The 21,460-nt window shown below is 67.7% G+C and carries 18 protein-coding genes and 1 tRNA gene; 14 read left to right on the top strand and 5 right to left on the bottom strand.

Annotation, left to right across the window (positions count from 1 at the left end; genetic code table 11):
- Position 1 precedes the first annotated feature (1 nt).
- The 13 genes from AC4D2E_RS08065 (at position 2) to AC4D2E_RS08005 (ending at position 16,488) form a co-directional block, all read left to right on the top strand.
- Positions 2 to 3,478: an Rne/Rng family ribonuclease gene (locus AC4D2E_RS08065; protein ID WP_490952229.1), complete on the top strand. Its 3,477-nt coding sequence runs from the start codon at positions 2 to 4 to the stop codon at positions 3,476 to 3,478.
- Positions 3,479 to 3,845: 367 nt separating this feature from the next.
- Positions 3,846 to 4,154, top strand: coding sequence for a 50S ribosomal protein L21 (gene rplU, locus AC4D2E_RS08060; RefSeq protein WP_043444935.1), 309 nt, complete (start codon positions 3,846 to 3,848; stop codon positions 4,152 to 4,154).
- A 58-nt stretch (positions 4,155 to 4,212) separates the two neighbouring features.
- Positions 4,213 to 4,473: a 50S ribosomal protein L27 gene (rpmA, locus tag AC4D2E_RS08055; RefSeq protein ID WP_028280075.1), complete on the top strand. Its 261-nt coding sequence runs from the start codon at positions 4,213 to 4,215 to the stop codon at positions 4,471 to 4,473.
- Between the two features lie 115 nt (positions 4,474 to 4,588).
- A complete protein-coding gene (obgE, locus tag AC4D2E_RS08050; RefSeq protein WP_104164367.1) occupies positions 4,589 to 6,172 on the top strand; it encodes a GTPase ObgE in 1,584 nt (527 codons plus the stop codon).
- Between the two features lie 6 nt (positions 6,173 to 6,178).
- Positions 6,179 to 7,336 carry a glutamate 5-kinase gene (gene proB / locus AC4D2E_RS08045; protein ID WP_490952228.1) on the top strand — a complete coding sequence of 386 codons (1,158 nt, stop codon included), beginning with the start codon at positions 6,179 to 6,181 and terminating at the stop codon, positions 7,334 to 7,336.
- A gap of 47 nt (positions 7,337 to 7,383) precedes the next feature.
- The gene (locus AC4D2E_RS08040; protein ID WP_490952227.1) at positions 7,384 to 8,703 is read left to right on the top strand and encodes a glutamate-5-semialdehyde dehydrogenase; all 1,320 of its coding nucleotides are present in this window, start codon (positions 7,384 to 7,386) and stop codon (positions 8,701 to 8,703) included.
- 106 nt (positions 8,704 to 8,809) lie between these two features.
- Positions 8,810 to 9,046, top strand: a complete 237-nt coding sequence (locus AC4D2E_RS08035) for a hypothetical protein (RefSeq protein ID WP_104164373.1) — start codon at positions 8,810 to 8,812, stop codon at positions 9,044 to 9,046.
- A gap of 89 nt (positions 9,047 to 9,135) precedes the next feature.
- Positions 9,136 to 9,798, top strand: coding sequence for a nicotinate-nucleotide adenylyltransferase (gene nadD / locus AC4D2E_RS08030; protein ID WP_490952340.1), 663 nt, complete (start codon positions 9,136 to 9,138; stop codon positions 9,796 to 9,798).
- Positions 9,799 to 9,805: 7 nt separating this feature from the next.
- On the top strand, positions 9,806 to 10,669 hold the full coding sequence (locus AC4D2E_RS08025; protein ID WP_490952226.1) for a hypothetical protein: 864 nt from the start codon (positions 9,806 to 9,808) through the stop codon (positions 10,667 to 10,669).
- Between the two features lie 27 nt (positions 10,670 to 10,696).
- Entirely contained in the window at positions 10,697 to 11,107 is a 411-nt protein-coding gene (gene rsfS / locus AC4D2E_RS08020) for a ribosome silencing factor (protein WP_043444948.1), read from the top strand.
- Positions 11,107 to 11,784, top strand: coding sequence for a histidine phosphatase family protein (locus AC4D2E_RS08015; RefSeq protein ID WP_490952225.1), 678 nt, complete (start codon positions 11,107 to 11,109; stop codon positions 11,782 to 11,784). Before rsfS ends, AC4D2E_RS08015 begins: the two co-directional genes overlap by 1 nt.
- Positions 11,785 to 11,878: 94 nt before the next feature.
- Positions 11,879 to 11,951: transfer RNA gene (locus tag AC4D2E_RS08010), tRNA-Ala, on the top strand.
- Between the two features lie 391 nt (positions 11,952 to 12,342).
- Positions 12,343 to 16,488, top strand: coding sequence for a S8 family serine peptidase (locus AC4D2E_RS08005; RefSeq protein WP_490952224.1), 4,146 nt, complete (start codon positions 12,343 to 12,345; stop codon positions 16,486 to 16,488).
- A 1,223-nt stretch (positions 16,489 to 17,711) separates the two neighbouring features.
- Here AC4D2E_RS08005 and AC4D2E_RS08000 read toward each other — a convergent pair.
- The 5 genes from AC4D2E_RS08000 to AC4D2E_RS07980 form a co-directional block, all read right to left on the bottom strand.
- Entirely contained in the window at positions 17,712 to 18,173 is a 462-nt protein-coding gene (locus tag AC4D2E_RS08000; RefSeq protein WP_490952223.1) for a hypothetical protein, read from the bottom strand.
- A 46-nt stretch (positions 18,174 to 18,219) separates the two neighbouring features.
- Entirely contained in the window at positions 18,220 to 18,660 is a 441-nt protein-coding gene (locus tag AC4D2E_RS07995) for a hypothetical protein (protein WP_490952222.1), read from the bottom strand.
- A 168-nt stretch (positions 18,661 to 18,828) separates the two neighbouring features.
- Positions 18,829 to 19,170, bottom strand: coding sequence for a hypothetical protein (locus AC4D2E_RS07990; RefSeq protein WP_490952221.1), 342 nt, complete (start codon positions 19,168 to 19,170; stop codon positions 18,829 to 18,831).
- Complete coding sequence (locus AC4D2E_RS07985) at positions 19,145 to 19,714, bottom strand: DUF2238 domain-containing protein (RefSeq protein WP_490952220.1); 570 nt, start codon at positions 19,712 to 19,714, stop codon at positions 19,145 to 19,147. The genes AC4D2E_RS07990 and AC4D2E_RS07985 overlap by 26 nt, the downstream gene beginning before the upstream one ends.
- Positions 19,715 to 19,945: 231 nt before the next feature.
- On the bottom strand, positions 19,946 to 20,494 hold the full coding sequence (locus tag AC4D2E_RS07980) for a hypothetical protein (protein WP_490952219.1): 549 nt from the start codon (positions 20,492 to 20,494) through the stop codon (positions 19,946 to 19,948).
- 225 nt (positions 20,495 to 20,719) lie between these two features.
- On the opposite strand from AC4D2E_RS07980, the gene AC4D2E_RS07975 reads away from it, so the two are divergent.
- The gene (locus AC4D2E_RS07975) at positions 20,720 to 21,433 is read left to right on the top strand and encodes a hypothetical protein (RefSeq protein WP_490952218.1); all 714 of its coding nucleotides are present in this window, start codon (positions 20,720 to 20,722) and stop codon (positions 21,431 to 21,433) included.
- The last annotated feature ends 27 nt before the right edge of the window (positions 21,434 to 21,460 follow it).

Raw genomic sequence — 21,460 nt, 5'->3', positions numbered from 1 at the left:
CATGGATCAGTCAGAACAGCAGGGCAACGACCGGACCGCAGCGGAAGCATCCGTGACCACGCAGGCACCCGAGGCCCAGGCCGCACCGGCGAGGGCGCCGAGGAAACGCCGCACGGCGAGTGCCCCGGCCGGGGCGCCGCCCTCGGCGACGCAGGTGATGCCCGACGCCGGGACCGCCGCGGACACCGCTGCAGGGGCCGCCGCCCCCACCGAGACCACCACCGATACTCCAGCCGAGACCGCCGCGCCGGTCCGCAAGCGGGCCCCGCGCGTCCGCAAGCCGGTCGTCGTGACCGACCAGACGGCGTCCCCCGCGATCACGGCGGACGCCGGGGAGGCGCCGCCGGCAGCAGCCGACGACGCCCCGGCCGCCCCCGCGCGGGCGCCCCGCACCCGCCGTCGTGCCGCCAGCGCCGAGGCAGGACCCGCGGGCGTGGCATCGGCCCCCGTCGAGCCCGTAGCGGTCCCTGCCGTCGGAAAGACGGCGGAGCCGGCCGCGATCGAACCGGCCGACGCCGTGCACACCTCGACCGGGACGGCGTCGCCCGCCGCCGGCGATCCCGCCGAGGCTCCCGCCGCCCCCGCGCGGGCATCCCGCACCCGCCGTCGTGCCGCCAGCGCCGAGGCAGGACCCGCCGGCGCCGTCGACACCGCTGTCGACAGCTCGATCGGGCAGGCCGCGCCGGTCGCCGCCGACGCGCCTGCCGTCGACGCCGAGGCGGCAGCCGGGACCGCCGTGGAGGAGAAGCCGGCCCGCGCCCGCCGCACCTCCGCGCGGACCCGCAGCCGCCGTGCCTCCGAGCCCCCGCAGCAGGACGAGCAGGCGGGGATCGATCCCGTAGCAGCAGAGCCCTCCGCCACGAGCGGTGCGGCCGCAAGGGCCGACGACACCGCCGACGACACCGCCCGCGGAACCGTCGACGCAGCGGAGGACGCAGAGTCCGGGGAGACCCCGGACGGCGGCCGCCTCGATCCGTTCGCGATCCCGGAGTCGCCGCTGTCCCTCCTGTTCCACGCGCCGGACCTCACTACGGTCTCCGTGCCGTCCGTGAAGGTCGCACCGCCGCGCGAGGAGGAAGCGGGCGAGGACGAGACCGAGGAATCCGGCCGCCGCTCGCGCCGCAGCCGCCGCAGCAGGGGCCGCGGCCGGGGCGACTCCGGCCAGGCCGAGGCCGCCACCGAGGACGCCGACAGCCCTGATGACCAGCCCGACGGCAACGGTCCCGAGGAGGGCGCCAGCGTGACGTCCCGTCGCCGCCGCCGTCGCCGCCGTGGTGACCAGGACCTGGAACTCACCGGCGGCGAGGACGACGATCCGCCCAACACCGTCACGCGCGTCCGGGCGCCGCGGCAGGCCAGCGAGCCCGTCTCCGACCGCGTGACCAGCGTGCGCGGGTCGACGCGCCTCGAGGCGAAGAAGCAGCGCCGCCGCGAATCGCGCGACACCGGGCGCCGCCGCACGGTCATCACCGAGGCTGAATTCCTCGCCCGCCGCGAGTCCGTCGACCGCCAGATGATCGTCCGCCAGTCCGACGACAGGATCCAGATCGGCGTGCTGGAGGACGGCATGCTCGCGGAGCACTTCGTCTCCAGGACGCAGCAGGATTCGCTGATCGGCAACGTGTACGTCGGCAAGGTCCAGAACGTGCTGCCTAGCATGGAGGCCGCCTTCGTCGACATCGGACGGGGACGGAACGCCGTGCTGTACGCCGGTGAGGTCAACTGGGACGCAGCGGGCCTCGACGGGCAGCCGCGCCGCATCGAGCTCGCCCTGAAGTCGGGGGATCCCGTCCTCGTCCAGGTCACGAAGGACCCGGTGGGACACAAGGGTGCCCGGCTCACGAGCCAGATCTCCCTGCCCGGCCGCTACCTCGTGTACGTCCCGGGCGGGTCGATGACGGGCATCTCCCGCAAGCTGCCCGACGTCGAACGCAACCGGCTCAAGCGCATCCTCAAGGACCGCCTGCCCGAGAGCGCCGGCGTGATCGTCCGCACCGCGGCCGAGGGCGCCAGCGAGGAGGAGCTGACCCACGACATCAACCGCCTCCGCGCGCAGTGGGAGGAGATCGAGCGCAAGGCCGGCTCGACCAAGACCCTCGCGCCCGAACTGCTGTACGGCGAGCCCGACCTCACCATCAAGGTGGTCCGCGACGTCTTCAACGAGGACTTCTCCAAGCTCGTCGTCTCGGGCGAGGACGCGTGGGACACCATCGAGGCCTACGTCATGTACGTGGCGCCGGACCTCGTGGGCAGGCTGGAGAAGTGGACCAGCGAGGAGGACATCTTCGCGGCGTCCCGCATCGACGAGCAGATCTCCAAGGCCCTCGAGCGCAAGGTCTACCTGCCCTCCGGCGGGTCCCTCGTGATCGACCGCACCGAGGCCATGACCGTCGTGGACGTCAACACCGGGAAGTTCACCGGCAGCGGCGGCAACCTGGAGGAGACCGTCACCAAGAACAACCTCGAGGCCGCCGAGGAAGTGGTGCGCCAGCTGCGCCTGCGTGACATCGGCGGCATCATCGTCATCGACTTCATCGACATGGTGCTCGAGGCGAACCGCGACCTCGTCCTCCGGCGTCTCGTGGAATGCCTCGGCCGGGACCGGACCAAGCACCAGGTCGCCGAGGTCACCTCGCTGGGCCTCGTCCAGATGACGCGCAAGCGCATGGGCACGGGCCTGCTCGAGGTCTTCGGAGAGGACTGCGAGCACTGTGCGGGACGCGGCGTGGTCACCTACATGGAGCCCGTGGAGCACCGCCGGTCCACGACCGCCGAGAGCCAGCAGCAGCCCCGCCAGGACAAGCCGTCCCGGAGCGAGCGCAAGCGCAACCGAGGCCGCGGGGGCCCGCAGGACGAGGGCCTGGCACTGCCCCCGGTGCCGGTCGCCGAGAGCCCCGACCGTGCGGCGAAGGCCGAGGCCGCCCGCGCGGCCCTGGCGAGCATCGCCGCCGCGACCCATCACGCCCACGAGGAGGCGTCCGAGCAGGACGTCCCCGCCCCGGACGTCCAGGTGACGGAAGCCGTCCTGACGATCAACGGCGAGACGGTCACCCTGCCCCGGGCGGACGGCCGCCGACCGGCCGTCGAGGAGGCCGTCGAGGCTCCGGCCACGCGTCTGACCCTCGACAGCCTGAGCGAGGCCTTCAACCGGAAGCCTGCCGCGGCGGGCGACAGTGAGGAGCCGTCCGGGCCGGTGCTAGCGGAGACGCCGCGCACCGAACCGACGACCGCCCCCGCGGTGGTCTCCGGACCGCCGTCGGACGGCACTCCCGCCCGCGCATCCCGTCCGCGCCGTCGCGTGGCGCGCAGCGCGCAGGGAGCGGCGGACACGGCCATCGAGACGCAGGGTGTGGAGCCCGCCGTCGAACCGGCCGGGACCCGGCACGTGGCGAAGGCCGCGGCACCCGCGCGGACGCCCGATGCATCCGCCGCCGAGCCGCTGATCTTCGGCGTCGGGGTGCCGGCCTCCGAGCTGTAGGGATCACCCGGCACTGCAGGACCGTTCCATCCGGGAGGGCCGGAGTCCGCAAGGGCTCCGGCCCTCCCGTGTCTGCCCGGGGGCACCACGGCCCGTGCACCGTGCGCGGAGGCGCCGCTGATTTGCGGGAAGAGGCGGTACTGCCGTAATCTTGACCCTCGGTGCATCCGCCTGTTAACCGGCATGTCCGTGGATATCCGTCAGGGGTTCTGACCCGTCAGATCCTGACGACACCAGCAGCCCCAGGGTTTGGTGTCTTGGACACACGGAGCGGGGCAGGCGCGAAGAGCAACCTCAGGATTGCTGCCGAGGCGCACCCTAGTTTTTTCATCAGAAGTCAAGATTGTCGAGAGAAGTGAGTTCCCAAGTGGTGTACGCGATTGTCCGCGCAGGCGGCCGCCAAGAAAAGGTTTCTGTAGGAGACCTCGTTACCCTTGACCGCGTCACCGGTCAGGCTGGAAGCACGTTCAAGCTTCCTGCCCTCCTTCTGGTAGACGGCGCCAAGATCACCTCCGCAGCGGAGGACCTCGCAAAGGTCTCCGTCACTGCCGAGATCGTCGAGAATCTTCGTGGACCGAAGATCGTCATCCAGAAGTTCAAGAACAAGACCGGCTACAAGAAGCGCCAGGGTCACCGTTCGGAACTGACCCGCGTCAAGATCACGGGCATCGCGTAGTCCCTTCGGACCACCGATCTCCTCACGTAGAACATTCCAGCGAAGGCAGGCATAACCCATGGCACATAAAAAGGGCGCAAGCTCCACTCGCAACGGCCGCGACTCGAACGCACAGTACCTCGGCGTGAAGCGCTTCGGTGGCCAGGTCGTCAAGGCCGGCGAGATCATCGTCCGCCAGCGCGGCACCCACTTCCACCCGGGCGCCAATGTCGGCCGCGGCGGGGACGACACCCTCTTCGCACTCGAGGCAGGTGCCGTGGAGTTCGGCACCCGCCGCGGACGCAAGGTCGTCAACATCGTGGGCGCTGCAGCAGAGTAATTCTGCGCACGGTACACCAGGCATTTCGGGTGGGGTGAGTCTCTACGGCTCGCCCCACCTATCTTTTAAGCTGATTAGACTCGGCACAGTGAAGCATTTGTAGAAGGAGATCAACGTGGCGAGCTTCGTTGACCGCGTAGTCCTGCACGTATCCGGCGGCACCGGCGGCCACGGCTGCGTTTCCGTCCACCGCGAGAAGTTCAAGCCCCTCGGCGGGCCCGACGGCGGCAACGGCGGCGACGGCGGCGACGTGATCCTCCGCGTGGACCACCAGACCACGACCCTCCTCGACTTCCACCACGCCCCCCACCGTCACGCGACCAACGGCGGCAACGGCATGGGCGACTGGCGCGGCGGCAAGAGCGGCGAGACCCTGATCCTGTCCGTCCCGGACGGCACCGTCGTCAAGACGAAGGACGGCGAAGTGCTCGCGGACCTCGTGGGCGAGGGCACCGAGTTCGTGGCAGCGGCCGGAGGACAGGGCGGACTCGGCAACGCCGCCCTGTCCTCCCAGAAGCGCAAGGCCCCCGGGTTCGCGCTGCTCGGCATCCCCGGGGACCAGCGCGACGTCGTCCTGGAGCTCAAGTCCATCGCGGACATCGCCCTCGTCGGTTTCCCCTCCGCCGGGAAGTCCAGCCTCATCGCCGCCATGTCGGCGGCCCGCCCGAAGATCGCGGACTACCCCTTCACCACCCTCGTGCCGAACCTCGGCGTCGTCGAAGCGGGCTCCACGCGCTTCACCATCGCCGACGTCCCCGGCCTCATCGAGGGTGCGAGCGAGGGCAAGGGCCTCGGCCACCACTTCCTCCGCCACGTGGAACGCTGCGCCGCCTTGGTGCACGTACTCGACTGCGCCGCGCTCGAGACGGACCGTGATCCCCTCAACGACCTCGCGATCATCGAGGGCGAACTGGACAAGTACGCCGTCGACATGAGCTTCGCCGGACCCGACGGCGACGTCGTCCCCCTGAACGAGCGCCCCCGCCTGGTGGCGCTGAACAAGGTGGACGTGCCGGACGGCAAGGACATGGCCGGCTTCGTCCGCCCCGAGCTCGAGGCGCGCGGCTACCGCGTGTTCGAGGTGTCCGCCTCCAGCCATGAGGGCTTGCGCCAGCTCGGCTTCGCCATGGCGGAGATCGTCGAGAACGCACGCAAGGCCGTGGCGACGGCCCCGCCGAGGATCGAGCCCCCGGTGCTCCGCCCCCGCGGCGTCAACGCCGCCTCGTTCCGGATCCGCCACGAGGAGAAGGACGCCCTGCCGCTCTTCCGCGTCCTCGGCGAGAAGCCCGAGCGCTGGGTCAAGCAGACGGACTTCACGAACGACGAGGCGGTCGGCTACCTCGCGGACCGCCTCGCCAAGCTCGGCGTGGAGGAGCAGCTCTTCAAGACCGGCGCGAAGCCCGGCGACACCGTGGTGATCGGCGAGGGCGACGGCGTCGTCTTCGACTGGGAGCCGACCATGATGGGCGGCGCCGAACTGCTCGCCGGTCCGCGCGGGTCCGACCTGCGCCTGGCCGAGTACGTGCGGCCCACGCGCGAGCAGAAGCGCGAGGAGTACCAGGAGCGCAAGGACGCCAAGGCGGCGGCCCGCGCCGAGCTCGAGGCCGACCGCAAGGCGGGCGTCTGGACCGAGTCCGTGCAGAACCGCAAGCAGGCTGCCTCCGCCCAGAAGGGCGCAGACACCGAGTCCGAGGACTAGGCCCCCTTGGCTGTGGACCACTCCCGGCACCCCCTCGCGTCCCGCGCGGGGCTCGCCGCGGCCGGAAGGATCGTCGTCAAGGTCGGCTCGTCGTCCCTGACCTCGGTCTCCGGGGGGATCTCCGGAGAAGCCCTCGTGCGGCTCGCCGATGTCCTCGCCGAGCGGCGTACGGCCGGGACCGAGGTCATCCTCGTGTCCTCCGGCGCCATCGCCGCCGGCCTCGCGCCCCTGGGGCTGGCACGCCGCCCGTCCCAGCTGTCGGCGCAGCAGGCCGCGGCGAGCGTGGGGCAGGGCCTGCTGATGGCCCAGTACTCACAGGCCTTCGCGGCGCACGGCGTCACCGTGAGCCAGATCCTCCTGACGGCTGACGACCTCATCCGGCGGTCCCACTACGCCAACGCGCACCGCGCCATGGAGCGGCTGCTGAACTTCGGCGTCGTGCCCATCGTCAACGAGAACGACACCGTCGCGAGCCACGAGATCCGGTTCGGCGACAACGATCGCCTCGCCGCGCTCGTCGCGCACCTCGTCAAGGCGGAGGCGCTCATCCTGCTGTCCGACGTCGACGCCCTCTACGACGGACCTCCGGGTGCCGGGGCCAGCCGGATCCCGCACGTCGGGTCGCCCACCGACCTCGAGGGCGTCACCATCGGGCGGGCGGGCCGGGCCGGCGTCGGGACCGGCGGCATGGTCACCAAGGTCGAGGCCGCGACGATCGCGGCGTCCTCCGGCATCCCCGCGCTGGTCACGTCCACGGCGAACGCCGCGGCGGCGCTGCGCGGTGACGACGTCGGGACCTGGTTCACGGCCACGGGCAAGCGCCAGCCCATCCGGCTGCTCTGGCTGGCCCACCTCGCGCGGGTCCTGGGCACGCTCGTGCTCGACGACGGTGCGGTGCGTGCGGTGGGGGAGCGGCGCCGCTCCCTGCTGGCCGCCGGCGTCGTGGACGTGGACGGCGTGTTCGAGGCCGGGGACCCGGTCCAGCTCGTGAGCGGTGACGGCACGGTGGTGGCGCGGGGCCTCGTGAACTACAGTTCCGCCGAGCTTCCCCGCATGCTCGGCCGGTCCACGCATGATCTCGCGGAGGAACTCGGCACCGAGTACGAGCGCTCCGTGGTGCACGTCAACGACCTCGTGGTGCTCCAGGCGGCCCCCGCGTCATGAAGGGCCGGTCCCCGGAGGCCGAAGCGGCTCCTCGCTAGACTGGGACGATGACCGACCTGCAGGCCGAGCCCACCCATCGGAACGACACCGCCGCGGCGCTGTCCCCGGACCAGCTCACCGACGCCGTCCACGCCATCACCGACCGCTCCCGTCAGGCGTCGCGCATCCTGGCCCGCGCCACCCGGGCCCGCAAGGACCGCGTCCTCCTGGCGATCGCCGATGCCCTCGTCAGCCGACGCGACCTCGTGCTCGCCGCGAACCGGACCGACGTCGACCGCGGCCGCGCCGCCGGCACCTCCGCGTACCTCCTGGACCGCCTGAGCCTGGACGCCGAGCGCGTGGGGAAGCTCGCCGAGGCGCTGGCACAGCTCGCCGCCCTGCCGGATCCCGTGGGCACCGCGGTCCGCGCGGAGACCCTGCCCAACGGCCTCCGGATGAGCCAGGTCCGCGTTCCCCTCGGGGTGGTCGCCGCGATCTACGAGGCACGCCCCAACGTGACCGTGGACATCGCCGGTCTGGCCCTCAAGAGCGGCAACGCCGTGATCCTGCGCGGCGGCAGTGCAGCCGCGGCCACCAACGCGGCCCTCGTCGGGATCATCCGCGACACCCTCGAGGACCACGGACTGCCCGACGACGCCGTCCTCACCATCGACGAGTTCGGCCGGGAAGGCGCCCAGGTCCTGATGAAGGCCCGCGGCCGGGTGGACGTCCTGATCCCGCGGGGCGGGCGGGAGCTGATCCAGTCCGTCGTGACGACGGCGCGCATCCCCGTGATCGAGACGGGGGAGGGCAACGTGCACATCCTGCTCGACGAGAGCGCCGACGAGGAGATGGCGGTGGAGATCCTGCTCAACGCCAAGACGCAGCGTCCCAGTGTCTGCAACACCGTCGAGACGCTCCTCGTCCACGCACGGTCTGCGGCCGCGCCCGGCGTCCTCGCCGCGCTCGTCCGCGCCGGCGTCACGCTGCACGTGGACGAGCGGTCACGTGGTCTCCTCCCGGCCGGGACGGACGCGCCGACGGCGACCGACGAGGACTGGGGGCGCGAGTACATGCAGCTCGACCTCGCGGTGAAGACGGTGGACAGCGTCGACGACGCCCTGCTGCACATCCGCCGGTGGAGCACCGGCCACAGCGAGGCGATCATCACGAACAACCTCGCCTCCTCCGAGGAGTTCGTGGCCGGCGTCGATTCCGCTGCCGTGCTGGTCAACGCCTCCACGCGCTTCGTGGACGGCGGCGAGCTGGGCCTCGGCGCCGAGGTGGGCATCTCCACCCAGAAGATGCACGCCCGGGGTCCGATGGGCCTGGCCGAACTGACGACCACCAAGTGGATCGTGCAGGGCGCAGGGCACGTCCGGCGCTGACGCCCCCGGCGTAAAGGGCCGACCCTCCTTTACGCGTACCATGGGACCTGATGACCGCGCCGGTCCGCAACGGACCGGCGGACCCTGAACCGACAGAGGAACGACGATGCTCTACTCCCTCGGCAGTACGCTGCTGGCCACCGAAGCCATGGAACACCACACCGAATTGCCGATGCCCGCCCTCGCGTACGGGTTGATCGTCATGGGCATCCTGCTCACCCTCATGCTCGTCACAGTGTCCTTCTCCAACGTGCGGAACCGCCACGAGGCCGTCGAGGAGCACCTCGACCCCCACAAGCAGCACACCAACAAGCACGACCACGGCGAAGCGAACCGGCACTAGCGGTCCAGATGGCAGCAGACATCACCGAGCGGGACGTCCTGGGCGGCTTCAGGCAGCGGCATGACGGATCGTCCTGGCGCCTCGGGGTGATGGGTGGCACGTTCGACCCCATCCATCACGGGCACCTGGTCGCCGCGAGCGAGGTCGCTTCGGTGTTCGACCTCGACGAGGTGGTCTTCGTCCCGACCGGCCAGCCCTGGCAGAAGGTCGACAAGGAGGTGACGGCCGCCGAGCACCGCTACCTGATGACGGTCATCGCGACGGCGTCCAATCCGAGCTTCACCGTGAGCCGCGTCGACATCGATCGCCCCGGTCCCACCTTCACGATCGACACCCTGCGCGACCTGAAGGCGGAGCGTCCGGATGCGCAGCTGTTCTTCATCACCGGTGCCGATGCCATGGCCCAGATCCTCACCTGGAAGAACGCGGAGGAGCTCTGGTCCCTTGCCCACTTCATCGGGGTGACACGCCCCGGGCACGAGCTCGACGGCCGTGGCCGCGACGTCAGCCTGCTGGAAGTGCCCGCCATGGCGATCTCGAGCACGGACTGCAGGCACCGCGTCGGCGAGGGGAAGCCCGTCTGGTACCTGGTGCCCGACGGCGTGGTGCAGTACATCGCCAAGCACCGCCTCTACCGGCAGGTGGGACTGCCCGGGGCGGGACCGGCGTCGAAGCAGGGCGACGAGCGCGTCCCGCCGACGGAACGAGAGCACCGGGACAGCCCGAGCTCCATACAACAACCAACCGGATGAATCAGCGATGAGCAAGGTAGAGGACGACGCACCGATGACCGGGTCGACCGCGGACCGTGCCGGGTCAGGGGGATCGGGCATGCCAGTGGAGGACAGTTCGACGGGCACCGGTCCGCACGGCGCCTCGGCGCACGACGACGGCGTGGTGCGGGTGGAGACCCCCACGCGGCGTCAGCTGCGGTTGCAGCAGGTCGATGGGCGGGCGGTGGCGCCCGAGCCGGCGACCGACCAGCGGCCGGACGGCTTGAAGGCGCCGCTGCCCGGCGGGCGCCGGGACCGTCGCCGTCGGCAGTCCGAGGCACGGCAGGCGTTCGCCGAGGACGCGAGCGGTCACCTCGCCGGCCTGCAGGCGGCCGGAACGGATGCCCCCTTCGTCGTGGACCCCGCGGTGCTCGCGCAGCAGAAGGCGCTGGCCGCCCGCGCGGCGGCCCTGAATTCCCGTGCGCGCCGAATGCAGGAGCCATCGGAGCGGGACGGGCAGCGCACGCCCCCGCCGAACGACCCGACCGCGGCCCACAACCTGTCGATCATCACGCCGCCCGAGTTCGTCCGGGTGCCCGGCAGCGCGCAGTCCGTCCTCCGGGCACCCGCGACGTCCCACATCCCTGTGGTCCTGCCGCGTCCCGGACAGCCGGCGAGCGTCCCGCGGCCTCAGGTGCGGGGGAGCGGATCTGCCGGGAGCCCGGATCCCGGCACGGTCACCGAGCCCGTCGGGGCGCGGGATGCCTTCGGCCTGGACCCCCTCGACGCGATGACTGCGGGACTCGGAAGGCTGAGACGCGTGCGGTACCTGCAGTACTCGTTGCTCGTCGTGGGCGCGACCGCCCTCGCGACCGGGATAATAATGACAGTCAGCTCCCTCAATGGGTGAAAATGCTGGCCACACACAAGGAGATCAGTGAGCGCTACCGAACAGTCCATTGGCATAGCCCGCACGGCGGCGCATGCTGCAGCGGACAAGATCGCCCAGGACATCGTCGCCATCGACGTCAGTGACAGGCTTGCGATCACGGACATCTTCGTGATCGCCTCCGCGCCGAGCGAGCGGCAGGTCAACGCGATCGTCGACGGCATCGAGGAGGAGCTGTCCAAGCAGGGCCTGAAGCCCGTGCGCCGTGAAGGCCGCAGCGAGGGCCGCTGGGTGCTCCTCGACTACGCCCAGGTCATCGTCCATGTGCAGCACGAGGAGGACCGCGTGTTCTATGCCCTCGACCGGCTGTGGAAGGACTGCCCCTCCGTGGACCTCCAGCTCGAGGAGGCCCTGCAGAGCTCGCCGCAGGTCGCCGCGTCCGACGTCGTCCCGGAGTGATGCGGTCCCCCCACGCCCATCCCGCGGCCCGGCGCATCGTCTTCTGGCGCCACGGCCGCACCGAGTGGAACCACTCCGGCCGCTTCCAGGGCCAGGAGGACATCGATCTGGACGAGACCGGCCGTGAGCAGGCCGTGCGGGCGGCCGAGGTGCTCGCGACGCGGGAGCCGTCGCTGATCGTCTCCTCGGACCTGCGCCGGGCGGCTGATACGGCCCTGACGCTGGGGGAGCTCACAGGGCTGCCGGTCCTCTACGACGAGCGCCTTCGTGAGACGAACGCCGGCTCGTGGCAGGGTTTGTCCTTCGCCGAGATCGACGAGCGGTTCCCGGACGATAATGCCGCCTGGCGGGGCGGGGACCCCGAGGTGCGTGCCGGCGGTGCCGAGAACCGTGTCGAGGTCGGGGACCGCATGCTCGCGGCGGTGACGGAGGCCGTGGAGCGGATCGGCCGTGCCGAGACGCTCGTCGTCGTCAGCCACGGTGGATCCATCCGGGCGGCCCTTGCGGCCCTGATGGGGTTGCCGCCGGAACGGTGGGGGGCACTCGCGGGGTTGTCCAACTGCCACTGGTCCGAAGTGCACGAGGTGGTGGACAGGGCCGAGGCCCTGTTCTCGTGGCAGCTGACCGAGCACAACGTAGGGCTCGGCTCCCTGCCCGAGGAGCCGCTGGAGGGTTGAGCGGGCCCATCGGCCGATTTGGCGAAGCCGCCAGAATTTACTAGACTGATCGAGTTGCTTCGGCCGGTTCGCCCGGAAGAAGCGATGCAGATTCGGGGCTATGGCGCAGCTGGTAGCGCACCTGCATGGCATGCAGGGGGTCAGGGGTTCGAATCCCCTTAGCTCCACAACGAACCGCTGGAATCCAAGGTAAGGACCTTGGTCCGGCGGTTTTTTGTTGCCCTGCGAGCGTCGATGCCATCGTTTTGCCATCGTTTTGAGTTTCGACCCGATGAACCGTCTCGGGTCGCCCGGATACTCACGACGGATGCCTTGCGGCCAGCTACAAGCATCGGCCGCTTACCGCCTCCCAACGGGACCCACACCCCGTGCTGCCCGCTACCGAGCGCGCCCACATCCGCCGGTGCCTCTACCCCCCGCTTCGTCTTAAACATGCGCAAACACTTCGGAAAAGCACCGGCTGGAGTGTGGTGTCCCTCGGATACGCTTCGCCAGGGGTCAGCATCAGGGCTTCCCCACCGCTGCCCACTACCGGTGGGATGACCACCGAGGACGCGCATGTTCACCCGCCCCCGCCGTATCACTCGAGGAGCGGCTGCAGCCACCATTGCCGCCCTGCTCGCCAGCCCGCTGTTCGGCGTCTCGGCATCCGCTTTAGAGCCCCTTTCTGAGCCGATCGCCAATCCGCAGGTCCGGGGCGTGGAGGCGCCGCAGCCGACCGACCGCTTCCTTGTGAAGTTCAAGGACCAGGCACTGGCGAGCTCCAAGACCCGCGGCAATGCCTATGGCGTTGGGGCCAAAGAGTTGGGCATCACCGTCAGGGAGCTTAAGGTCATCGGTACCGGGGCGACCGTTGTGGGGACGAGTCGCAAACTCAAAACCGGTGAGGCGGAGGCTTTTGTCGCGTCGCTCGAGGCGAACAGCACCGTCGAGTACGCGGAGCCCGACCAGATTATGCAGGCCACCTCGCTCACCCCAATTGACCCTTACTGGGGTTACCAGTGGCCGATCTTCAACGCCACATCCGGCATCGGCGCTAAGGCGGCATGGGACACCACGACCGGTGAGGGCATCACTGTCGCCGTCATCGACACCGGGATCACCCCACACGTAGACCTCGACGCCAATGTTCTGCCTGGCTATGACATGATCGGCGATCCGGTGAAGGGGCGCGACGGGGACGGCCGGGATGCCGACGCGACCGATGAGGGCGATTATGGCGCATCGGGCGCGTGTGGCACAGCCTCCTCCTCCTGGCATGGCACCCATGTGGCCGGCACCATAGCGGCGATAGCCAACGACCAGGGTGTCGTCGGCATTGCCCCTAGAGCGAAGATCCTTCCGATACGTGCGTTGGCAGAGTGCGGTGGCTGGATGTCGGACATCATCGACGGCGTCATCTGGGCGTCCGGCGGAGTAGTGCCAGGGCTACCGGCGAACCCGAATCCGGCTCAGGTCATCAACCTGAGCCTCGGCGGCAGCGGAGGGTGCAGCACCAGCTGGCAGGCTGCCATCGACGGTGCCGCCGGCCGTGGGTCGGTCGTCGTCGCAGCCGCCGGCAATGAAAGCAAGGACGCCAGCTTTAGCACCCCAGCGAACTGTGCGAATGTCATCTCGGTTGCAGCCTCCGGCCGAGACGGGGGCCTGGCGCCCTACTCCAATTATGGTGACGTCGTGGACGTGGTCGCGCCCGGCGGGAACATGAACATCGATGCGTTCGGCGGGATCCTCTCGACGATCAACATGGGCTCCAGCGGTCCGATCGAGGACTTCGCCGGGCAGGCCTACGCGTTTTACCAAGGCACCTCGATGGCAGCGCCGCACGTCGCGGCGACCGCCGCCCTCATGCTTTCGGCCAACAGGACCCTGAGCCCTGCCACCATTGAGGCTCAGCTCAAAGCAACGACCAAGGCGCTGCCCATGCCATGCGAGTGGGGTTGCGGAACGGGTCTGATCAATGCCCGTGCTGCCGTGGACGCGGCGCTCACCGGAGAAGTTCCGACCGCTCCGGAGCCCGGTTCATTGATCGTGCCCGGTCCGGTGGTCATCACGGGGGCCCCGGTCGTCGGGGGCACGCTCTCCGCCAACGTTGGTGCGTGGGAGCCGGCTCCGGTCGAGGTAGCTCTGCAGTGGTACCGAGGCAGCACGCTCATCCCCGGCGCGACCGGCATCAGCTACACACTGAAGCCCGAGGACGTCAACCAATCGATGTGGGTTGTTGCCACCGGCACAAAGCAGGGCTTCCACTACGTCACGAAGGGATCTACACGTACGGGCCTAGTTCTGCCCGGAAGGCTCACCTCGGTAGAACCGCATATATTTTCGTTTGGAGAGCCCGTCGTCGGTAACACCATAGGAATCAGCCCCGGAACCTGGCAGCCAGCGCCGGTAACTATCTCCTACCAGTGGTATCGCGGCACCGACCCGATCCCTGGCGCCACGAGGGCAACCTACACTTTCTCAACCGCTGACGTCGGCAAGTCCGTTCGGGCGGACATTATCGGAACCAAGACCGGCTACACCTCCTTGACCCGGGCCATAATGGCGACGAGCCCCGTTCGGGAAGCCCCTATAAGCGGCACCCCGACCATCAGCGGGACCGTCCGCGTAGGACAGTCGCTGAGTGCCAACCCTGGTACATGGTCCCCCGCACCGGACTCTTTCACCTACCGGTGGTTCCGCGATGGGCAGCAGATCATCACGCTCAACGGAGCGAACTACACCCTCACCGCCGATGACTACGGCAGAAAGATCCGAGTCACCGTCACTGGCCTTAAGAGTGGGTCAGACCCGGTCACCGTCACTTCTGCGGAAACCAGCGTAGTCCAACTAGGAGAGCTCACCGGCTCCGTACCGGTCATTCAGGGCTCGGCTGCAGTGGGTCAGACGCTCACTGCTGACGTCGGCGCTTGGGCTGCAAACGCCGTGCTGGAGTACCGCTGGCTCCGCGATGGCATCCCTCTCGCAGAGAAGGCTGGTAGGACTTACTCCATCGTCCTCGAAGACATCGGACACGCGATCTCTGTCGAGGTCATCGGTCGTAAGGCAGGTTATACCGACCTAACGAAAACTTCAGCCGCTACGGAGCCGGTTGGGACTGGCGCGCTCACGGCACCGACCCCGTCGATTGCTGGAGCGGCCAAGGTCGGTAGCGCGCTCACGGCCATTACTGGTGAGTGGACTGCTGGGACGGCGTTCAAGTATCAGTGGTTCCGGGCCGGGGTTCCCATCCTGGGTGCGACCATCGCCACCTACACATTGACCGCGGCCGATCTGGGCAAAATTATCAGTGTCGGCGTGACCGGCTCAAAGCCAGGGTTTGCGGACGCAACCAGGGTCTCGCCCCAGACGGAGTCCGTCGCGGTTGGCGCGCTCACAGCCCCGGTTCCGACAGTGGGTGGCACGGCAAGCGTTGGCAGCACCCTCACCGCCACTACCGGTGAATGGACGGCCGGAACGGACTTTAAGTATCAGTGGTTCCGCACCGGGGTCCCCATCGCCGGAGCGACGGGAGCCACCTACACTCTGACCGCGGACGATCTCCGCGCTAGCATCAGCGTCGGGGTCACCGGCTCCAAAGCCGGGTACGCGGATGCATCCGAGGTCTCGCCCCAGACGGAGCCGGTCGTGACTGGCACGCTCGAGGCGCCTGTCCCAACCCTGGGCGGCACAGCAAGCGTCGGCAGCACCCTCACCGCCACGACCGGTGAGTGGACCGCCGGGACAAACTTTAAGTATCAGTGGTTCCGGACCGGAGATCCCATCCAGGGTGCGACCCGCGCCACCTACACCCTGACCGCAGACGATCTCGGCGCCAACATCAGCGTCGGGGTCACCGGCTCCAAAACCGGGTACAACAACTCGGTGTCGTACTCCGAGCGCACGGTTACCGTTGTCGCCGCCACCCTGACAACCACGAAGCCCACTGTGGGCGGCACGACCAAGGTCGGCCACACCCTCAATGTGAACACCGGCGCATGGACCTCGGGCACCACGTTCAGGTACCAGTGGTACCGCACCGGTGTCGCTGTGTCAGGAGCAACCGGGGCCACCTACGCGCTGACGGCCGCCGACCTCGGCAAGAACATGAGCGTCGGGGTCACCGGATCGAAGCCCGGCTACACCAGCGTCCTGTCCCACTCGGTGCGGACGGCTACCGTCACCGTCGGGAGCCTCACCGCAGCGAAGCCGACCGTGGCCGGAACGACCAAGGTCGGGTATACCCTGACGGCGAACACCGGTGCATGGACCTCGGGCACGACGTTTAAGTACCAATGGTTCCGCACCGGCGTCCCCATCTCCGGGGCCACGGGCGCGAAGTACACGCTCACGTCCTCGGACCTGGGCAAGGCCATCAGCGTCGGCGTCACCGGGTCCAAGGCCGGCTACACCAGCATTCTGCAGTACTCGAACCGCACCGGTTCCGTCGCCGCAGGGTCCCTGTCGGCCCCGACGCCGACCGTGTCAGGTACGACCCGCCTGAACTACGTGCTCACGGCGAACCACGGCACCTGGACGAGCGGGACGACCCTGAAGTACCAGTGGTTCCGGACCGGGGTGCCCATCAAGGGTGCCATCGCGAAGACGTACAAGCTCACCTCCGCCGATCTCGGCAAGGCGATGAGCGTCGGGATCACCGGATCCAAGGCCGGCTATACCAACCTCACCAAGTACTCGGCACGTACCAGGGCCGTCACCCGGTAGCAAGCCTGAATGACAGGGGGCGTGTCGGACCACCGGGCCCGCCTTCTGCATGTCAGGGCCCGGCCGGCGCACCTCGGTAGGCTGGATGCCGATGAGCAGAACCGCCGGCCCCGCACACTTGATGAGCATAACGACCTCCCGTTTCTCCCGCCTGACCCTCGCCGCCGCCGGCGCCGTCCTCGCACTCGGACTCACCGGCTGCGACGCGATGGCTGTGCTGGACCGTACCCATCGTGGAGTGCATCCGGGGCCGACGTGTACACCACCAGGTGCGCTGACCGGCCATCCTCAAAGGCGGCCGCGGGCATCCAATCGACGGTCAAACGGTGTGATCCTCCAGTCGTATCGAGGAGCAGGAGGCCACGGTCGATGAGCCAGTCCGCTGCCATGTCTACGTTGGCGTCCCAGTGTCCGCCCGAGAGCCATAGGCCGTGCCGGGTCGTACCGACGCAATTGACGTAACCGAGGTCAGAAAAAGGCGTGAGCTTGGCCCTGGCGGAGTTGTGGAGTGCCGTCGCCTCATGATGCGATGCTTGATCCCCATCCTTCTCCAGGGGTGCGTAGAGGACCCAGGCACCGTCAGGGCAGACACGATCCTCACAAAGGGGCTGATCGACCCGATGGGAAGATCGGGCCAGGTGACCACCTGCTCGGGTTCGCCGCTTTGCCGGATGGCTGCGATCGGTTCGGTGAGGCTGACGCGGATGAGTGATTGCGGGGTAGAGACTTCCTGCCATTTTGAGGACCCGTCCATCATGCGGTGAGTGTCGCAGGCGAGTCGCGCGCCATAAAGAACCACCCCATCAGCCAATCAGGGGAAGTCCCTTATTGGACGTCCTACCGATTGATGATCCTCCTGAGGGGATGACTTCGAGGTATTGCGTCAGCGGCCAATACCCTCGTGCATTTGCGCAAGATCCGGCTTGCGGGCGCTCGGGCTGACTACCTCATGTGTCGAATCGTGCGCCTGCGGGTCGGGGTCGGCGGGTGGCGAGCAGGAGCAGGATGAAGGGACCGGGCGGGATGAGCGCGAGCAGAACCCACCGGTCCTGAGAGATTCGAGTCGTGGAGACGGCGGACTGCGACGGTGAAGCCGGAGCAGGGGGCTTCGTCAACATAAGTTGACATAACGTGAATTACCGGCATTTGCAGGATTCCCCTAGTAAGGGGAGCCATAACATGCCTTGTGGCGTTGATGACCTGCTGGGGGCCGGGTCTTGCGCTCAGTCGGGCAGGTATGGCTTGTAGGGGTCAAGGGTCCCGTCGAGCACAGGTACGTCGAGTGTGGTTGATTCGGTCGGGGTAGCAAGGGAAATTTCGGTGAGAGCACCGGGTGGTTCCTCGACGGTCGTGAAGATTTCCTCGTTGGTGTCCAGCGGGTACTGGCCGTCCGCTGGCACTGTCACCATGATCTGGTCGTCCGAATCGGTGATCATGACTTGGACCGGGGCAGAGGATTCGTTGACGAGCGTTCCCAGGAGCCGAGCGGGTTCGCCTTGGTCTGCGGACACTAGGAGCATGCTGCGCAGTTGCACGACGCCGACTTGCCCGTCCTCACCGTTGGCGATAGCGTCCCTGGTTTCCTCCGGGGCACTACAACCAGTCACCGTCAGGGCAGCTAGTAGCGTAAGCACGGAGAAACTCCGCCTGAGGCTCGGGATGGGGCGATGTGTGATGCGTTGCATTACAGTTCCTTGCTTCCTGGCCAGACGGTGCTGGTCTCGGGGTCGGTTACTCGTCGTAGGAGGAGTAGTGCACGTACCCTCCTAGGGGTCCTTCGTAGACAGGTATCGGGACGTCCTGCTTCCCGGCGGGGGAGGTAAGACTCATTGTCGCCTTTTCGCCGATAGCTGCGTCAACGGTTTTGAAGATGGTCGGGCTATCGGTAAAGCTGAACGATTCTCCTGCCGAGATGGCCACCGTCGCGGTGTCATCCGAGTCCCGGATCGTGACTTCAACCGATGCATCGGAGGGATTCGTCAGAGTTCCCAGCAGGCGTGCCGGGTTCCCTGCTCCTTCGGTCACGAGTTTGAGGTCCGCGCCTTGAATCTGGCCGACGGTCACATCCTGCCCAGGCCCGAGGTCGAGTCGTGCCCCTGGTGTCATGGAGCACCGTTCCAAGAGGATCCCGGCGATGATCGCGATGAGAAGCACCCCGCCCAGAAGGGCCATACGGCGCGAAAGCAGTCCTCGACCCGACATAGTGCCTTCTTCCTTCGCTTCGTTGACATGCTGTTCCGACCGGTGCCGTCCTGCTGGTGACGACTGCCCGGTGCGCTGCCGGATGACAGGGCTATCGGGCGATCTGCGGGTTCTGTTGTTGCAGGAATTCTGCGTGGGTCAGGTTCTTCCTCCGGTGGGCGGAGCTTTGAGGAAGACACCGTCGCCAGTGACTCGGTCGACTGCTTCCGCTGACTCGTAGTGGTGGTTGCCGATGCCAGGGCCGTTGATTTCCAGGTATCCCAGTCGTAGCAGGCGGTTCTTGCGTTCTTCGGGAAGGTCAGGCGTCCCGTCGACGACGGACATGAGGGCTCCGATGAGTCCGCCCGATTGTTCTGGCTGCTGGCCTTGTGCTGTGACAGCTTGAGGGTCGCCCATTTTGACGGTGGCGACCGTTCCGATTCGGGTGCCGGCGGAATCGAAGACGTCCATACCTTCACGTACTGATTCGATAGGTTTCATGATGGTTCTTTCCGTGGGGGTCTGCAGCGGTCTCTGTGTCTTTGAAGCTGTCGGGCGTGCTCCACCGGACCAGAGCCGCGCCGGCTACGACGGCTCCTAGTCCGCCGACCGCCAGGTCCGCGAGGGTGTCGTTGTAACCGACATGGATTCGACTGGTGATGTATCGGTTGCCGGCCCACTCGAGGAATTCCCAAACCACCGCTGCCGTCATCCCGAGGGCGGTAGTGAGGACGATGACCGAGCGGGCAGGGAAGGTCTGCCGGGTCGCTGCAGGGGTGATGTTCGAGCGTGCCAAGATCAGGTACAGGACGGCAGCGGACGATCCTGCTGTCACGAAATGTATGAGGAGATCCCACCAGGGAATCGCCCGGTACAGGCCGGCGATGCCGCTCCACGCCGCGATGAGAATCGTGATGCAGAAGGCTGCGTCGAACGGGCCGGCCAGTCGACCTAGTCGCGGGATCATCAGCCCGATAGTGACGATCGTCAGTCCGAGTACTGCTGGAAGATCGAACCACATTGCCGCCGCGGCGATGCTCACCACGGACAGGACGCGCACCCCGTCCGCGACCCGCTGTGGGACGAGGTGTGCGGCGTGATTCTTTGGCGTGAGCCAGGGCATGATCGTCAGCTTTCCGTAGGTGCCGGGTGGGTAGCTTCCGAAGGTTCGCTTTCGAAAGCCACCCGCCCGGAGTGAGTGAGCCGGCAGAGTGACCAGCCGCAATCGGGTCAGCTGTCGGTGGCCAGCGCGACCGCCGGTCGAAGGTTTCAGCTGTCAGCTGTCAGCGTCGAGGGACATGTCGACGCTGGTCGCTTCGATGTAGGGCTCGCCGTCCCAGTCCTCGAAGGCGGCGTCATCGAGGTCGACGCCCATTTCCTCTTCGACGGTTGGGAGGTCGAAGGCTTCCTGGACCGTACCGGTCACTCCGACCGTCAGGCCGGAGGTCACCTCGGGCAGCTCCTTGTCGTGAAGGACCAGGAGTGCGTCAACGGTGGTGTCGTCGGTTCCGGCGATGGTGAATGACATGGGGGTGAGGATCTCGTTCACGTCCGCAGAGACGGTGACTTCCTCGCCGACGTAGGTGTCGACGTCATCGTAGAAGCCCTGATCATAGGCGCCGTCATAAGGGCCGGCATCGGATTCCTCGACGACCGGTTCCTCCTCGACGATGTCCTCGACGTCCGCGCCCGTCTCGGTGCCGGAGGTGCTGTTGCAGCCAACCAGGCCGACAACGGCCAGGGGTGCGATGGACAGTGCGGCCAGCCGCTTTTTCCAGAGGTGGCCGCCTGCTGATGCTGGGCTCATGGGGGTGGGGGTTGTCATGATGTCCACGTTCCTTTCGGTTCGGGACCGGGGCGCAAGTCCGGCCCTTCAATCGGTTGGGTTGTGCTGCGCCTGCATCGACCGTAAGCAGGCTTTCTGACGGGATTCAACCGCCGTTACGGCACCGTGATCCGGTCTCGGGCGACCGTTGCGCAATCGCAACTACCCCGTTATCTCGCCGATACAAGGGGTGGAACGTCGAGAATGGGAGGTCATACTGGGGCCATGTCCACTCCAGCCTTTGACCATCGATCGACTCATCGACCCGCGAGCACCCGTCCTGGCGACGGTGCTGAACACACCGAGAACCACAGTCCGGATGGCTCACACCACGAGTTGCCTGCCACCCAGCTAGGGCGCAATCACCAGGAATCCGATCAGCCCGACCCGCCCGCTCAGCCCGGGAGCGAACCCGGTCGCTGGCGCTGGAAGGTACCTGCACTCATCGTGATCGGCACGCTCCTCAGCGCTGCGCTGGCGGCCATCAACGGACTGCAGCTGGCGTCGCTGAGACGGGCACTTGGCGGATTACCTGTACCGGAATCCCAGTTCGGCGGATACGACACCGGATACATCGAACTCGTGCGCGCGCGGATGACCGATGAACTCCTTGAGAGGTACGGGGCATCGCACTACCTGTGGGATCTGCTGTTCCCGCTCGTTTTCGCCGCGACGATCATCCTGCTGATCACGCGTATCTGTGCGGGACGGAAAGCCGGGTGGATCCTCATGGTGCCACCGGTCCTGTTCGCAGCCGTCGACATCGCCGAGAACCTCACCCTCGAAGCACTGGTCAACGGTTTCGATGTCATGGCCAGTGAAGTCGCCCTCGCGTCGGCGCTCACCGTCGCAAAAACCGTCCTTCTCGCTTTGAGCATCGCCGCGGCGCTCTCAGCGTTGCTGATCCGACCGCGACCCCGGCCCGACCGAGACGCCTAACCACTTCAACTCCTACAGGAGACAACC

This window comes from Arthrobacter sp. TJ-265 (assembly GCF_058269135.1).
Note: the sequence above shows the minus strand (reverse complement) of the source record. Positions and strands in the feature narration are given on the sequence as shown.